Below are 16,338 nucleotides of genomic sequence, written 5' to 3' on the forward strand. Positions count from 1 at the left end.
TTTCCCCTGAAAACGGGGGATTTGATGTTCGTTGGGTTCGATTCCCAAAACACATTCCACTCGTTGCGGTTTTCACCTCAGCCACGGCTGGAATTGCAGGGCGAACACGTCGGCGTTTTTGGCCTCGATGCGGAGGCGCACGATGGGGTGTTTGCGATCCAACGCGCTGAGGTCGGCGCCGGCTTTCCATTGGACGTTGCGGTTGAGGCTGTCGCCGATGAGGGGTTTGCAGTCTTCAAGGGCGTGGCCGGGGATGGGGGTGCAGTCGGGGTTGTACAGGCCGACGCGGACTTGGCCGCCCTCGGCGGTTTTGAAATTCAGCGTCAACCGCTCGGCGAGGCGGCCGAGGGTGATGGGCTTGGTGATTAGGAGCCCGCCTTTTTTGCCGGCGCGGAGGGAGACGAAGCCGTCCTTGCGATACTCGAAGCGGCGCACGCGGGTGTCGGGGCCGGTGTAGTAGGCTTCGGTGGCGTAGACGGAGAAGTGCATGGGGCGGCCGGGAATTTCCACGAGGCCCCAGGTCATGTAGTTGCTGCGGTTGCCCTTCCGGTCTTTGGGCGCGCTCTCGGGGATGACCGGATCGAGCCAGCGATGAAATCGTCGTCCGTCGCGGCTGACCATAAAGGTGGGCTCCACGCGCGAGCCTTGGTTGGGCAGGTAGCGCGTAGGGAAGCCGATGAGCAAATGCGGCGCGCGCGGGTACGGCTGCACGGCGTTGGTGTAAAGATGCTGCGCGGGGATGCCGGCTTGATACTCGAGCAAAACCGGCTTGGTCCAGTTTACAAAATCCTTCGAGGTGCCCGTCATGATGGCGCGCACGCCGTTGATGAATGTGCGGTGGTACTCGCGGTATTGTCCGGTGTGGGTGTCCCAAAAGGCGAGATTTTGTGAATCGAAGGCTCCGTCGGTGATGACCGGTTTATTTTTAATGAGCTTCCAGTGAATGCCGTCGGGCGATTGGAAAACATAGAGCCCCTTTTTGCCCGTCGGTCGGCCGCGGGCGATGCCTTTGTAACGTGCCTCGGGCAGGCACTTGGGGTTGTTATCTTTGAACGCCACGAAGCAATGCGTACCGATGCCGTCGAACACGATGTTGTTTTTCTTCGAGCCGTTGAATTCAAACAGGCCAAGATTCGGCTTCGTCCAGTGAATGCCGTCCTTGCTTTCCGCGTAACAGACCACTTCGCGATGCGTCGCTTTTTTGGTTTTTGTGTTCCAATGCGAGCCGCGGTAGTACATCCGAAACTTCGCGCCATCGCGAAAAATCGTGTAGTACGCGCAGGTGTTTCCTTCCCACGGCGCGCCGGTGGTGAGGACAACTTCTTTCGGTGCCGGTTGGTGCAGATGTTGTTTCAGGTCGCCGGATAGTTTGGCGATAAGATGGTTGTCGATAAACAACTCGCGTGCAGTGCCGTGCTCACCAAATTGGATCGGTGCGGCGGCGGAAACCAGTTGTGCGGCGAACAAGAGAATCAACAATGTGGATTTATTTTTCAAAGTGCAGTTGTGCTGATTGAAATTGAAATGGCGCGGACTCGCAAACTCGTCCCTCCCCAAAATTTCCATCCGACCCTGTCTGTGATATCCGTGTCTAAAACAGTTCCGTCAACGGCCGGCCTTTTTCGACAATATTGAAGAGACGACCGGTGGTGTCGGTGGCAGTGAGGTCGTCTATGCCCATGGCGTGGTAGACGGTGTGGGCGATGTTTTCCGGGCCCATTCTTTTCTCCACGGGATACTCGGCAAACGCGTCAGTTTTGCCGTAGGTTTGCCCGCCGCGAATGCCGCCGCCGGCGAGGACGACGCTTTGGCAGGCGGTCCAGTGATCGCGTCCGCCGCCGGTGGTGCCGCCGGAGCGGGGGTCGCCAATCTTCGGTTTGCGGCCCATTTCGCTGGTGAGCATCACGAGGGTGGAATCGAGCAACCCGCGCTGGGCGAGATCCTCGAGCAACGCAGAGTAGCATTGGTCAAAGCGCGGGAGCAGATCGGTTTTGAGGCAGTTGAAATTATTTCCGTGCGTATCCCAACCGCCGGCGCTGCGGCATTTTTTGGCGAGCTTGGAATCGATGCCATCCACGCGCCAAAAGACGGTGATGAACGGCACGCCCGCCTCAACCAGCCGACGCGCCATCAGTAGGCTCATGCCGTTGAGATGTTCGCCGTAGCGTTCGCGCACGTTTTTCGGTTCGCTGGCGATGTCAAATGCGCCGGCGGTTTCGGTGCTGGAGAGGAGGTCAAACGCTTTTTGTTGTTGGCTCGTGTAATTGGCAATGGCGGGGTCAACATCGGCGGTGCGACGGGCGGAGTTGATGGCCTCGAGAAAAACTTTACGCTCGGCGAGCCGCTTGTGATTCATGCCCCCGGCAAGTGTAAGCGAGGGGGCGGTAAAATTCATGGGTGCCGCGTGTTGGCCATAAATGTAAAATGGATCGTGTTCCAGCCCGAGGCGCCCGGCGAATTGGCCGGGGCGCGTGTAAGGCGCGCGGCTGGGTTTGTAGGGCAGGGTGATCACCTGTGGCAGCTTGGGGTGCTTCGGCCGACGCTGGCCAATTACGCAGCCCATGTACGGCGCGTCCGTGGCGTACGGTCGGCGGTTGTTGCCTTGAGTGCGAAAGGTGAGATCCGGCACGTTGCCGGTGAGGTTGTAATAATAACCGGCGTGATGATCGCCCGTGGCGAGGCCGAAATCGGTGACGGATCGGACGATGGCGAGGTGCTTGCCTTGCTTGGCGGTGAGCGGGAGGTGTTCGCAAATATCCACGCCCGGCGCGGTGGTTTTGATGGGACGGAACGGTCCACGGTATTCCATTGGCGCTTCGGGCTTCATATCCCACATATCGATATGTGATGAGCCGCCACAGAGGAAAAATAGGATGGTAGATTTGGCCGGCTTTGCCCGCCCACCCGGCGCACCGAGCGAAGGGAATGCCAACCCGCCCAAACTAGCGGTAGACGCCATGAGAAATGCACGCCGATCCATAGGGAAAATATCCAGTGTCCAAGGCAAAATGTCCAATAAAAACCCAATTCAAAAAGAACCCTCCAATACGGCCAATTCTGGAACCGCCAGTTTTGGGATTTGAGCATTGGCGATTGGGCATTTTCCCCGTAGTCTTTTGCGTATGAAATTCATTTCGCTGTTATTTCTTGCCTTCACGATCACCGTTTTTGCCGCCGACCCCAAGACGTTTAAACAGGGCACCGGTCCCGGTTGGCGGGCAATGACGGAGGCGGATTTTACCAAAGTGAATTGCGATCCGGACACTTGGAAGTGGGGCAAAGACGGCCTCATCCAATGCACCGGCAAACCGGTGGGCGTGATTCGCACGAAGAAACAATTTACCAACCTCGAGCTGGTTGTGCAATGGCGGCACTTAAAGCACGCGGGCAACAGCGGGGTATTTCTGTGGGCCATGCCCGAGAGCATCAAGAATTTAGAAGCGGGCAAAGGGCGTCTGCCGTGGGGCATTGAGGTGCAGGTGTTGGATTTGGGCTACGAGACGAACTGGGAGAAATCCAAAGGCAAACCGTCGAACTGGTTTACCTCGCACGGCGACGTGTTCCCCACCGGCAAGGCCCGGATGAAAGCGATTACGCCACAGATCACTTACACCCGCGAGGATGGCTCAAAATACACGGTTGGCAATCCGAAGAGCAGCCGCAGCTTTCCCACTCAACGCCTCACGCACGGCGTCGGTAAATGGAACCACTACCACATTCGCGCGGTGGATGGCGAAGTGAAGCTGTGGGTGAACGGCGTGATGGTCACCGGCGGCAAAGAGTGCAATCCGGCCACGGGTTTTCTCTGCCTCGAAAGCGAAGGCTCGCCGATTGAATTCAAAGGCCTGCGCATTCGCGAGCTGCCTTAAATCTCGGCCAGCAGCACCACGTAATTTTTCCCGTACGTCTCGGCGCACTTGGGGCAGGTGGTGTAATAAAATAATTGCCGCTTGAGCGTTTCGTTTTTCTCGGCAACGTGCCCGGCCATCTCCTTCGCCCATTGGCCGGCGTGGCGATAGTGTCCTTCGAAGACGCGCGACATAAATCGTCCGCTCAATTTCACATTGTCCGCGCCGGGCAAATCGCCGCTCACGGAAATGTACACCACCGATTTCCACAACGAACATTCATCGGAAAGTACGATCATTTCCGGATCCTTCACCTTCGCCGCTTCGATGCGTTCTACGTTACTCGCCATCACGCCGCCGAAGTTCAGCGGGATGTGAAACAGGCAGCGCACGGTGTCCCGCACGAAAGATTTATTGGTCCACTCGAGAATTTGATGGTCCCACAGCGCGGGGTTAAATCGGGGGCAACAGCCGGTTTCAACATCGCTCATGACTCGGAACCGTATTTTTCCCTAAATTTTTTTCAACCTTAAAAAAGCTCTTATTTGCAAAAAACAGGCTATTATTGGCATTTTTCATAATAAAATGGCGAATCTCGCCTGTGGCCAAGTAAAAATAAATCAAAAAAATTGAAAGAAATGGGGTCTGTTTTGCGAATATATATATGGAGGGCATTGCTCCCTCCGCGCGGAAGAGGTTCCGTGTGCAATGGGTTGTGTATAGTAGCGGCGCCCCTTTCGGGGGGCGTCGTTTTTTCGTTCACTTAAAGTGCCCGGTTTTAATGGAAAAAAAGACGGATCAACTTACTTCCGACAGCGGTTTATAACTGGGATCCACCAAATAGTGAGGGCGACCTTGGAGGTCGGTGATGGTGGCGGTATCGAGATTGATGCCGAGGTTATTGTAGAGTGTGGCGAATACTTCCTGGACGTGCACGGGACGGCCGTTAGCTTCGCCGCCGTCCTTGGTTGTGCTGCCGATGACTTGGCCCGTGCGCATACCGCCGCCGGCGAGGAGGGCGGGGGCGACGTTCGGCCAATGATCGCGGCCGCCTTTTTCATTGATCTTCGGTGTGCGGCCAAACTCACCCCACACGACGACGGTGACGTCCTGATCCAAACCGCGCTCGTGAAGGTCGGTGACGAGGGTGGCCAGCGCGTGGTCGAAGTCGGGTAAATCCCACTCGGCGAGTTGCTTGAGTGTGCCGCCGCGATTGGCGTGCCAATCCCATGCGCCGAAGGCAACGGTGACGCAGCGCGCACCGGCTTCCACCAAGCGTCGCGCGAGCAGGAGTTGCTGCGGATTCTTCGCCGCGCCGCCAAAGCTCTCGGTGGTCGGCTTGGAAATTCCGTAGCGCGCGATGGTTTTTGGATTTTCATTTTTCAAATCCAATGCCCGCGCGAGGCGGCTGCTGTTCAAAATGGAAAATGCCTGTTCGCGAAAGGGATCTGCGTCCGCCTCGCTGCGGGCATCGGCTGCACGGCGAAAATCATCGAAACCGGTCAGCAAACCCTTGCGGTCTTCAAGGCGCTTGACGGTGATGTTGTTGAGCATCAAATCGCTTTTACCCTGTCCGTAAAGGCGGAAGGGCGTGTGGCGTTGGCCGGTGAAGCCCGGCCAGGAAATGGGCCCGGGGGGATCGTGAAGGCCGGCCACGTTGTAAGGTTTATGGCGCATCTGCGGGCCGGCGTCGATGTACGATGGCAGGTTGTTCGGGCCGGGGCCTTGGAGGCGGCTGACCACCGAGCCGAGTGTGGGCCAGCCGCCGGCGGGTTCGTTGTCCGTGGGTTTGCCGCCGGGTCGCCCGCTGTAGCATTGGAACGATTCATGGCGATTTTTCAAACCGACCAGCGAGCGGATGATGATCAGCTTGTCCATCGCCTTGGCCAGCTTGGGCAGCAGTTCACAGATGTGGACGCCGGGCACTTTGGTGCGGATAGGTTTGAAACAACTGCGGATATCCGATGAGGCACCCGTTTTCAAATCAAACGTATCGTGATGCGTCGGGCCGCCGGGGAGGTAAACCATGATCACGGCCTTGTGGCCGAGCCGGTTTTTTGATTTCGGCGCGGCTTTCTCGGCAGCGAGGAGTTGCGGCAGCGACAACCCGCCCATCGCCATCCCGCCGATTTGCAGAAATGACCGGCGCGAATGTCCATCGCAAAACCGTGGTCCCGTCTGACTGCTGATGAAATTCAGCATCGGCGAATTGTAGCAGGATTTGCCCGATGGGCAAGTGGGGTTTTGGTGTGTGCTGAGGCGGTACGCCCCAAATCATTCCAAAGTTTTTTTGAACAAATTGTGTGTGATTTGTTGAATGCGTTGATCAACTCCATGCGGTCGGCTGAAGTGGCTCCACGGGAGCATATGGCCGGGGGGAGCAGCGAGGGCTTGGGCCCACCAGATGGTGGCGGCGTTAAAGATGATATTTTTTTTCGGCCCGGGAAAAATGGTGGCGGTCCAATGGGCGGGGGTGGTGCCGCCGCGCCAGACCGTGCCCTCGGCGACGACCTCGAGGCCGGGTATTTTGGCGGGCGCGCCGTGGTGTTCCCATCCCACAAGGCCGGGGATGGAGTCGCCTTTTTTCATTCCGGTGTTTTGGAAAATCCAGTGCTTGGGTTTGGTGCACGTCCAGTCGCCGCCGCCGTTGAAAGGCACGATGCTGCGGGCTCCGATGAGGTCGCTTTCGTCCGGGCCTCGGCGGCGCCAGTCTTGGGTGAACACGCCGATGGCGGCGTTGATTTCCTCGTCGGTGAGGCCACTGTAAATTCCATCGCGGGTGATGATGCGTTTGTCGTGACTGAACGGGCTGACACCGAAAACGGAATTGCCGCAAAGCCACATCACGTTTGTTCCATCGGCAATGGCTTTTTTAACCGCATGATATTGTCGGACATCCCAGTATTCATCGTGGCCGACAGAAAGAAAAGTGTTGCTGCGGGTGATTTGCGCGGCATCAAGGCAGTCGCTGTTGGAACAGTAGCTGACGTCATAGCCGTGTTTTTCCATCCAATAGGCAAGCGGGAATTCCCACAGCAGAAATTCACCGGAGCCATTGGAGAGCGGGCGCTCAAAAATCTGCGAGTACTTTGCGTACGGCCGGTCGAAGCTCACTGATACGTCGACTGCATGCGCGCCGCGCGGGTCGGTGTACAGACTGTGGTTGTCGGGCCATTTGTTGTACGCCTGCCACGTGTTGTCGCTGCATTGGAAAAGGAAATCAGCGGGGCGCTCATCGCGCACGATGAAAATGACATAGCTTTGCCAGTACGGTTTATTGGTTGCTTCGGGCACGGTGGTGAGGCGGCCGAGATAAATTCCGCTTGGCCAGTCATTGGGGATTTTAATCGTCGCCGCCGGTTCCCATTTGCATTGGCGCAGTCGCTGTTCGCCCACCGGCGGGATGGGCTGCGGCTTGCCCTTGAGTGGGCCGAGAGTTTTCATCAGGCGCGCGCCGCGTCCGCCGTAGTAGCCCATCCGAAATAGTTCCAGCGTGAACTGCGCCGCCGGCTCGGTGCTCACCATGACGTCGAGCGTCTCGCCGGCCTTCACGGATTGCCGTGAGCAGTAGCCCTCGATGGCCGGGGTGCGATAACCGACGGGCCGCACGCGTGTGAGCTGCCAATCCCGCGTCCCGGGGCGGGCATTTTCTTTTTGGATTAAATCCGGCTGTCGCGCGGGCGCGGCTCGGGCGAGTTTGGAAGTGGCGATTGCTGCGGCAGAGGTTTTCAAAAAATCACGGCGCGATGGGCTCATGAGCCAACGGTACGAGATTCGCCTTGGCTCACAATCAAAATATGCGATGCTGTTCGGCCGATGAAACCGGCACTGTCCGCAATTGCCCTGCCCGAAACGCAACATCGTTCGTGGTGGCTGTGGCCCAATCTCCTGAGCCTTGATGCGCCGGTGGTGGCCTTGGTGTGGCAGGAGGCGTTCGCGGCCGGGTTGGCGGTGGATCTGGGTTGGACACAGCGCGCGTTGTTGGCGGTGTGCGTGTGGCTGGCGTATTGCGGGGATCGCTTGCTGGACGCCCGGCGGCTACCGGAAGGGGCGGTAGATTCTCCGCGGCACGCATTTGCGCGCGATCATTCAACGGCGTTGACGGTTGCGTGGTGCGTGGGCTTGGCGTTGGCGACAGTGTTGGCGTTGCAAATGTCCGCGCGCGAAATGTTGGTGGGCGCTGGCTTGCTCACGGTGTTGGGCGGATATTTTTTGTTGCATCATGTGCGAGCCTCCCGCGAGCGGGCGGGGCGGTGGAAGGAACTGATGGCGGGTGTGTGCTTCGCCGCGGGCACGCTTTTTTTTGTGGTACTGAATTTGCAAATTGCTGTGCCCGTTGTTTGGGGTTCGTTTGTGTTGGCGGCGCTGGCTTGGGGTGGTTTGTGTGTGATAAATTGCTTGGTGATCGCCGGTTGGGATCGTGAAAGTGATGCTGCGATGAAGCAGCCTTCGCTGGCGCGACGATGGGCGGGGATGGAACGTGCATTGCCGATGATGGCGTTGGGTTTGGTGGGGATGATTCTTGGCGCGACGGTGCTGGACGATCGGTGGGTGCCTTTGGCGCTGGCCTTGGCGGCGAGCGCGTTGGCGTTGCTGGAATTGGCGCGCCGCCCGAATGGGGGTTCGGCCGAAGCCCGGCGCGTGTGGGCAGATGCGGTTTTGCTGACGCCGTTGCTGGTACTGGTTTGAACATGGATCGGACGCAACCCATTGAATTGTCGAAGACGGTTGCATCCTCGACCGAACGGCAAGATGCCGGGAGCAGGTTTGACCACCTCGCTCGGCCGTATCGGTGGCTGGAATATGCGGTGTTCGGGCGGGGGTTGTTGCGGTGCCGGTTTGATTTATTGCCGTGGCTGGCGGATGCGAAGCGGGTACTCACGGTGGGCGAGGGAGATGGCCGGTTTGTGGCGGAATTGGTGCGGCGATTTCCAAAACTTCAAGTGGATTGCGTGGAAGCGAGCGCGGCAATGATTGTCCGCGCGCAAGCGCGTTTGCCCGCTGAAGCAAAGGTGACGTTTTACCACGCGGATGCGCGTGAATTGGATTTTTCGAAAGCCAAATACGACGCAATGGTGACGTGTTTTTTTCTCGATTGTTTTTCCGAGAAAACGCTGGCTGATTTGATGCCGCGAATGGCAGCGAGCGTGCGCCCGGAGGGGCAATGGTTGGTGGCGGAATTCGGCCAACCCTCGCGTGGTTGGCCGGCGTGGCATGCGCGGGGATGGCTGGCATTGATGTATTTTTTCTTTCGTCTCGCCACGCGTCTCGAGGCGAGGCGGTTACCGGATTGGGAGCGCGAAATGGCACGGCTCAACTTCGCTTGCTCCAATCGCATCACGCGTCGTTGGAGTTTGATGGCCTCCACCCGTTGGAAGGTTGCCCGAATAAACTCGCAAAACAGCAGGTAATTTTATATAAGCCGCGCCGATGGACGCGGAAATTCGCAACGCGCAGGGAGAGCGGCTGGACTACGCTTTTCATGCAGCAAAATCTCACAGCCCATTCACCGTGGTCATAGGCCATGGTGTGACGGCAAATATGGACCGCCCTTTTGTGACCGCGTTGGCGGCAAGCCTCGCGATGGCAGGCATACCGGCATTGCGTTTTTCTTTTTCCGGCAATGGCGGTTCCGAGGGACGCTTTGAAGATTCTTGCATCACCAAAGAGGTGGAGGATCTCGGGGCAGTGATCGACGCGCTGCACTCGCAAGGACGGCAGATTGCTTACGTGGGCCATAGTCTCGGCGGCGCGGTGGGCGTCAAACGCACGGTCATGGATGATCGCATCGAGTTGCTCGTATCACTTGCGGGTATGGTACACACCAAGAAATTTGCTGAGACTGAATTTGGCGATGAAACACCGGGCTCGGGCCATATGTGGGGTAAAGAGGACTGCCCGCTTTCGCAGACATTTGTGGATGATATGAATCACATCGGCACCGTGGTGGGGTTAGCGGCGAGCGTGAACGTTCCGTGGTTAATGGTGCACGGCACGGCGGATGACGTGGTGCCCATTGAGGAATCACGCGAGCTGTTTGAGCAGGCAAACGACCCAAAAGAGTTGTTCGTCATCGAAAATTGTGACCACGTTTTCGATGCTGAAACTGATCCCGATGCGCTGCCCGCGATGGTAGGCAAAGTGAGCAACTGGTTGATGCCAAGGGTGATGCCGGGTATGGAAATCAAGATTGAAAAGGAAGAAGACTAACCGTCACTTCGCGTTGCAGATTGATTTTTAGTTGAGGCTAAAAACTGATTTTTCGGGCATTTTCCAATCAAACCATTAAAATTACCCCGTGTTGGGAGCGGTTTTTTCAAAATCTTCATGGGTCAGGGTTGACTAACTAAAATGGTGATGTACCCTTTTTGCCGATGCCACCCAATCTGCGCTGCATGCAATCCTCCCGTGCGCGCCATGGATTTACCATGGTGGAATTGGTTGTTATTTTGGCAGTCGTCGGATTGCTTGCGGGACTGATTATTCCCTCCCTAGTCAAGGCACGCCATCAAGCTTCGGCGTCGCGATGTCTCGATAATTGCCGCGCAATCGGCGAGGCTTTCATTCAATACTCGCGAGACAACGACGGCCGATTGGTGCCATTCAGCCAACCGCGCCCGGGTGAGATCGAAAAAAACGAATCCTCCGATTTATATTGGACTGAATTGCTGGGCACCGATGCCGGCGAACATGAACCGTGGCAATGCCCTGAATGCCGTGACGGCTCTCATGGAGGGTTGGCGTACAACCGTTTGCTAGCTAACCGCGGAATCAAAATCGGGCAGGTCCTCAAGCCGGCACACACCGTGGTAATTGGCGACGCCGGTCCGGTGGCCAATCCCGAAGAAACAAATCCCGATTTGTGGCGTGAGGATGTCTCCAGTAAAATGACCGTGGCCACCCGCGTGCGCTTTGCCGTGCCGGGCACACCTTCATGGCGCCCCCCCCGGCAATCCTCCGTGCGAATGCTTAACCGACACCGCGGTCGCACCAGCGCTATTTTTGCTGACGGCCATGCGATGCGTCTGCCCGTGAGCCATATTGGATTCCAACACGAGGCCGGCGATGCCCGGGCCCTCTGGGATAATCAGTAAGTTTTCTTTGCTCATTGGCGATTCATCCGCAATCCTTCGCGAGTGAAGCAGATCATACTATTTCTCTCCATTTTCCTTTGCGGATTAACACAGGCAAAGCCGCCCAATATCGTTGTCATTCTCACGGATGATCAGGGTTGGGGGGATCTCAGTCTGAATGGCAACACGGATCTGGCGACGCCGCATATTGATTCGCTGGCGCGGGATGGGGCGCGGTTTGATCGTTTCTTTGTCTGTGCGGTGTGTTCGCCCACGCGCGCGGAATTTCTCACCGGCCGCTATCATGTGCGCAGTGGCGTGTACAGCACCTCGGCCGGTGGTGAGCGCATGGATCTCGATGAGCTCACTATTGCCGATACGTTCAAGGCAGGCGGTTACGCCACGGGCGCTTTCGGCAAATGGCACAACGGCATGCAGTATCCGTATCATCCGAATGGGCGCGGGTTTGAGGAGTACTACGGCTTTTGCTCCGGCCATTGGGGCGATTATTTCAGTCCGCCGCTGGAGCACAATGGCCGCATTGTACAGGGCAAAGGTTTTTGCATCGACGATTTTACCAACCAAGCCATGGCGTTCATAGAGCGCAGTCATCAGTCGGGCAAACCGTTCTTTGCCTATCTGCCCTACAACACGCCACATTCGCCCATGCAGGTGCCGGACCGGTGGTGGAACAAGTTTAAGGATAAAGACATTAAATTGCACAACCGCGATCCGCGTCGGGAAAACCTGCCGCACTTGCGGTGTGCCTTGGCGATGTGCGAGAACATCGATTGGAACGTCGGCCGTCTGTTGAAGAAGCTCGATCAACTGGGCGTGGCCAATGACACGATCGTGATGTTCTTTCATGACAACGGCCCGAACGGCGTGCGCTGGAACGGCGGCATGAAAGGCCGTAAAGGCTCGACGGACGAAGGCGGCGTGCGCTCGCCGCTTTTGGTGCGTTGGCCGGCACGAGTGAAGGCGGGCACATTTGTGAAGCCGATCGCCTCGGTGATGGATGTGTTACCCACCTTGGCGGATTGCGCGGGTGTTTCGGTAGCCAGCAAAAAGCCCCTGGATGGCCGTAGTCTCAAGCCTTTGCTGCTCGGGCAAAAGGCGGTTTGGAAAGACCGCACGATCATCAATCATTGGAGGGGCAAGGTGAGTGCGCGCACACAGCGGTATCGGCTCGATCATCAGGGTAAACTCTTTGACATGGTGACGGATCCGGGGCAGGGCAAAGACATTAGCGCCGCGCAGCCCAAAGTGACAGAGGATTTGCGCAAGAAAGTGGCGCACTGGAAGGAGGCCGTGTTGGCCGAACTGGGCGAAGACACACGGCCATTTGTGATTGCGCATCCGGATTACTTATGGACACAGATCCCGGCCCGCGACGGCACCGCTCATGGCGGCATCAAGCGTTCCAATAAATTTCCCAATTGTTCGTACTTTTCCAATTGGACCTCGAAGGACGACGAGATCACTTGGCCGGTCGAAGTAGCTGCCAGCGGTCGTTATGCGGTGACGCTCCACTACGCTGTGCCGAAGGGCGACGAGGGCGCGCGGATGCAGTTATCTTACGGCATGAGTTTTAAAACGCCGGACGGAAAAATGAAGGGGTACGGCAGTGCAGTGGGGGTGACACTATTTAAGCCGCATGATGTGCCGGTGCGCGGCCACGAAAATGATCGCGTGCAACGCATGGAATCCTACGTGAAAGATTTTAAACCGATCGAAATGGGCACCCTCAACCTGAAGAAAGGCCAGGGCACTCTCACGCTCAAGGCTCTGGAAATTCCAGGCAAAACGGCGCTGGAATTTAGGTTGCTCATGCTGCGCCGGATAAAATGAATTAACACTAAAGAGACCCGGGCACGCAGAGGAATTAAAATGAACAATTTCCGTGTTCTCCGTGTCTCTGTGGTAGGAAAATGAAAATTGCGATTTGCACTCTATTACTGTTGGCCGGTCCGCTGTTGGCGGGCACCCCGGAGGCGATGATGTTGCTGAAAGCAAATTGTTTTGCCTGCCATAATCCGGACAAGGAAAAGGGCGGGCTGGATCTCACCACGCGCGCGGGATTGTTGCGCGGCAGCGATGAGGGCAAGGCGATTATCCCCGGCAAGGCCCCGGCTAGTCGGCTCATTCAAGTCATCCAAACCGGCTCGGATCCGCATATGCCGCCAAAGGGGCAACTGACTCCGCGGGCGATTGGCATGCTGGAGGATTGGGTGAATGCCGGCGCACCGTGGAACGCCGCTGCGTTAAAAGATAAACCGCGGCCGGCTCCCGCGAAGCTTGGCACATTACCCCCCGGTTACACCCCGGCGCTGGCCGTGGCATTGGCCCCGGACGGGAAACGACTGGCGCTGGCGCGGGCCAACACGATTTTCATTCACGATTTGACGGCCAAAAACAAACACATTGCCACGCTCACCGGCCATCGCGATGCGGTGCAGTCGCTAACGTGGAGTGCCGATGGCAAATGGCTGGCCAGCGGGGGCTATCGTTCGGTGCGTTTATGGAATACGGAGTGGGAACTCGCACGCGAGTTGACCGGCTTTGCCGGTCGCGTCACGGCAATTGTTTTTTCACCGGACAACACGTCCCTCTTCACGGCGGACGACGGGCACGTGCGAAGGTGGTCGGTTGCCGATGGCAAATCGACCGGCCATTGGCAGGCACACCAAGATACGGTTTACGGACTTGCACTGAGCCGGGATGGAAAACAAATCGCCACCGCCAGTGCGGATGAAACGGCGAAGGTGTGGAGTATCGCGGACCAAAACGCGACGGCCACGCTGGAGGGGCATCACGGCGCGGTGTACGCGGTGGCGTTTAAGAGCGACGGCAAGCAATTGGCCACGGGCAGCGCAGATCACGAAATGTTGGTTTGGGATTTGCAGTCAAAGCAAAAGCTGACAGAAGTTCGCAACCACAAGGGCGGCGTGACGGCGCTGCGCTGGACACCCGACGACAAGGCGCTGGTGACTGCATGCGAGGATGGCCTTGTACGAATTTTTACAGACATCAAACCGCACGATGGCGCGCAACGCTCAGGCACGGCAAAGGAACGCAAACTTACTGGCGCAAGTGGGCGGCTGCACAGCGTTGCCAGCTCGACTGACGCCAAGAGGGTCATCGCCGGCAACCACGCGGGCGACGTGTTCATTTGGCAAGACAATCGCCTCACCGCCACGCTCAAGGCGGAAGCTGCGATTAAACCGAACGGCAAAATTAGTTTCATCAAGGACGTGCTACCGATTCTCAGCAAGGCCGGCTGCAGCGCGGGCTCATGCCACGCCAAGGCGGGAGGGCAACACGGGTTCCAACTCTCGGTGTTTGCGTACGACACTCATAAGGACTGGCGCGAAATCACGGCCGATGCCCACGGGCGCCGCGTGTTTCCAGCCTTCCCTTCGGAAAGTCTCATCGTAAAAAAAGCCACGCTCGCCATGCCGCACGAGGGTGGTCAGCGCATCAAACCCGGCTCAAATTCCGATCGCGTGCTGCAGCAATGGATCCGTGAAGGCATGGCGTATCAACACGAAGGCGAACCGCAGCTCACGCGCCTGTCCGTGGAACCGGCCGCGCGCATTTATCGGTTGGGGCAAACACAACACTTGAAAGTCACCGCGCATTTTTCAAATGGCAGCCGCCGCGACGTGACGGCGTTATCAAAGTTTGTTTCCAATGACACCGAGATGGCCGCCGTGGACGAGGCTGGGCGTGTGACCGTGGGCCGCATGAATGGCGAAGGCACGCTGGTGGTGCGCTACATGGGGCAGGTTGCCATCGCGCGCGTGACAGTGCCGGCGGCCAGGAAAATTTCGGCTGAAAAATACGCCGCGCTGCCGGCAATTAATTTTATTGATGAACTGGCCTACGCGCAGTTTCAGCGGCTCGGGCTGTTGCCTAGCGAGTTGTGTTCGGACGCGGAATTTCTCCGGCGCGCTTCGCTGGATACCATTGGCCGGCTGCCGACGGTCGAGGAAGCGCGCACATTTCTTGACGACAAAACCAAGTCGCCCGCCAAGCGGCGCGCGCTCATCGAGCGGTTGCTGAAGCATCCCGCGTATGGCGATTATTGGGCGAATAAATGGGCGGACCTTGTGCGCCCCAACCCGGATCGTGCTGGGCTCAAGAGCGTGTACGTGCTCGACCAATGGTTGCGCGAGGCGTTCCGTGCCAATCAACCGATGGATCAATTTGCGCGCGCGATGATCATGGCCAGCGGCAGCACGCATCGATTCGGGCCGGCTGTCGTTTATCGCGACAAGCGGACGCCTGAAGAGATGGCCAAAATTTTCAGTCAGGCTTTTCTCGGTACGCGGCTGGAGTGCGCGCGCTGCCACAATCATCCCAACGAACAATGGACACAGTCGGATTTCTATTCGCTTGCCGCCTTTTTTGCACAGGTGAAGCGCAAGGGGTCGGGCGTGTCGCCGCCTATTTCCGGCGGCACGGAATTTTTTTATCACGGGGGCAGCGGCAGCGTGAATCATCCGGTTACCGGCAAAACCCTTGCGCCCAAGCCGCCTGCCGGTCCGCTTGCCCAGATTGCCATTGGTGCGGATCCGCGCGCGGCGTTGGTTGATTGGATCGTAGAGCCGGACAATCCATTTTTCGCGCGTGCAATGGTGAACCGAGTGTGGAGTGTTTATTTCGGACGCGGCTTGGTGAATCCGGTGGATGACCTTCGTGCTTCCAATCCCGCGATGAACGCCGCGTTGCTTGATGCGTTGGCAACCCATTTTGTCAGAATTAAATTCGATCAAAAGGCACTCATTCGCACCGTGATGCAAAGTCGTTTGTACCAACTCAGCCACACTCCGAATGAATCCAATACCGCGGACACGCGGAATTTTTCGCGGATGTATTTGCGCCGTCTTCGCGCCGAGGTGCTAATGGACGTTATTAATGACGTGACCGGCGTGCCATCGAGCTTCGGCGCCACGTGGCCGGGCGCGCGGGCGATTGAGACGTGGAATTTCAAAATCAGCAGCGAATTTCTGGACGCCTTTGGTCGGCCCAACTCCAGCAGCGATCCCCCCTGCGAACGCAACACTTCAGGCACCATCGTCCAAGCGCTGCATCTGATGCACGGTGACGGGGTGCAGAAAAAAATCACCCACGCCCAAGGCCGCGCCCGTCGCCTCGCCGACAGCAAGAAGACCGTTACCGAGATTGCGGATGAAGTATACCTCGCAGCCTTGAGTCGCCGTCCCACCAAAAAAGAAACGGATCTCGTCAAAAAATTTTACCAAGGCCACAAGGTTGATGAAGATGATGAAACTAATCGCCGATCCGCCACCGAGGATTTCATCTGGGCGATCATCAACTCAGCAGAATTTGTGTTTAACCATTAACCATTGGTGACTTCCAATATCCTGCTCGGGTGAATTCAATTCAATTTT

At 57.5% G+C, this 16,338-nt stretch carries 12 protein-coding genes; 7 read left to right on the forward strand and 5 right to left on the reverse strand.

Annotation, left to right across the window (positions count from 1 at the left end; genetic code table 11):
- Positions 1 to 72: 72 nt before the first annotated feature.
- Together H8E27_15285 and H8E27_15290 are read right to left on the reverse strand one after the other, a co-directional pair.
- The gene (locus H8E27_15285; GenBank protein ID MBC8326982.1) at positions 73 to 1,497 is read right to left on the reverse strand and encodes a hypothetical protein; all 1,425 of its coding nucleotides are present in this window, start codon (positions 1,495 to 1,497) and stop codon (positions 73 to 75) included.
- A 94-nt stretch (positions 1,498 to 1,591) separates the two neighbouring features.
- Positions 1,592 to 2,980 carry a DUF1501 domain-containing protein gene (locus H8E27_15290; protein MBC8326983.1) on the reverse strand — a complete coding sequence of 463 codons (1,389 nt, stop codon included), beginning with the start codon at positions 2,978 to 2,980 and terminating at the stop codon, positions 1,592 to 1,594.
- Positions 2,981 to 3,122: 142 nt separating this feature from the next.
- On the opposite strand from H8E27_15290, the gene H8E27_15295 reads away from it, so the two are divergent.
- Positions 3,123 to 3,869 carry a DUF1080 domain-containing protein gene (locus H8E27_15295; protein ID MBC8326984.1) on the forward strand — a complete coding sequence of 249 codons (747 nt, stop codon included), beginning with the start codon at positions 3,123 to 3,125 and terminating at the stop codon, positions 3,867 to 3,869.
- Here H8E27_15295 and H8E27_15300 read toward each other — a convergent pair.
- The 3 genes from H8E27_15300 to H8E27_15310 all read right to left on the reverse strand — a co-directional run bounded on the left by H8E27_15300 (position 3,866) and on the right by H8E27_15310 (position 7,604).
- Positions 3,866 to 4,339, reverse strand: a complete 474-nt coding sequence (locus tag H8E27_15300) for a hypothetical protein (GenBank protein ID MBC8326985.1) — start codon at positions 4,337 to 4,339, stop codon at positions 3,866 to 3,868. The genes H8E27_15295 and H8E27_15300 overlap by 4 nt on opposite strands.
- Before the next feature lie 307 nt (positions 4,340 to 4,646).
- Positions 4,647 to 6,050, reverse strand: coding sequence for a DUF1501 domain-containing protein (locus H8E27_15305; protein ID MBC8326986.1), 1,404 nt, complete (start codon positions 6,048 to 6,050; stop codon positions 4,647 to 4,649).
- Between the two features lie 72 nt (positions 6,051 to 6,122).
- On the reverse strand, positions 6,123 to 7,604 hold the full coding sequence (locus H8E27_15310) for a hypothetical protein (GenBank protein ID MBC8326987.1): 1,482 nt from the start codon (positions 7,602 to 7,604) through the stop codon (positions 6,123 to 6,125).
- Between the two features lie 60 nt (positions 7,605 to 7,664).
- Here H8E27_15310 and H8E27_15315 point away from each other — a divergent pair, with 60 nt between their 5' ends.
- From H8E27_15315 to H8E27_15340, 6 genes are all read left to right on the forward strand, one after another.
- Entirely contained in the window at positions 7,665 to 8,537 is an 873-nt protein-coding gene (locus H8E27_15315; GenBank protein ID MBC8326988.1) for a hypothetical protein, read from the forward strand.
- A gap of 2 nt (positions 8,538 to 8,539) precedes the next feature.
- A complete protein-coding gene (locus H8E27_15320) occupies positions 8,540 to 9,259 on the forward strand; it encodes a class I SAM-dependent methyltransferase (protein MBC8326989.1) in 720 nt (239 codons plus the stop codon).
- Between the two features lie 19 nt (positions 9,260 to 9,278).
- Positions 9,279 to 10,058, forward strand: a complete 780-nt coding sequence (locus H8E27_15325) for an alpha/beta hydrolase (GenBank protein MBC8326990.1) — start codon at positions 9,279 to 9,281, stop codon at positions 10,056 to 10,058.
- 164 nt (positions 10,059 to 10,222) lie between these two features.
- Entirely contained in the window at positions 10,223 to 10,942 is a 720-nt protein-coding gene (locus H8E27_15330; GenBank protein MBC8326991.1) for a prepilin-type N-terminal cleavage/methylation domain-containing protein, read from the forward strand.
- A 42-nt stretch (positions 10,943 to 10,984) separates the two neighbouring features.
- On the forward strand, positions 10,985 to 12,772 hold the full coding sequence (locus H8E27_15335; protein MBC8326992.1) for a sulfatase-like hydrolase/transferase: 1,788 nt from the start codon (positions 10,985 to 10,987) through the stop codon (positions 12,770 to 12,772).
- A gap of 80 nt (positions 12,773 to 12,852) precedes the next feature.
- Positions 12,853 to 16,290: a DUF1553 domain-containing protein gene (locus H8E27_15340; GenBank protein MBC8326993.1), complete on the forward strand. Its 3,438-nt coding sequence runs from the start codon at positions 12,853 to 12,855 to the stop codon at positions 16,288 to 16,290.
- Positions 16,291 to 16,338: the final 48 nt, after the last annotated feature.

The sequence above is a fragment of the Limisphaerales bacterium genome (assembly GCA_014382585.1).
Classification (GTDB): domain Bacteria; phylum Verrucomicrobiota; class Verrucomicrobiia; order Limisphaerales; family UBA1100; genus JACNJL01.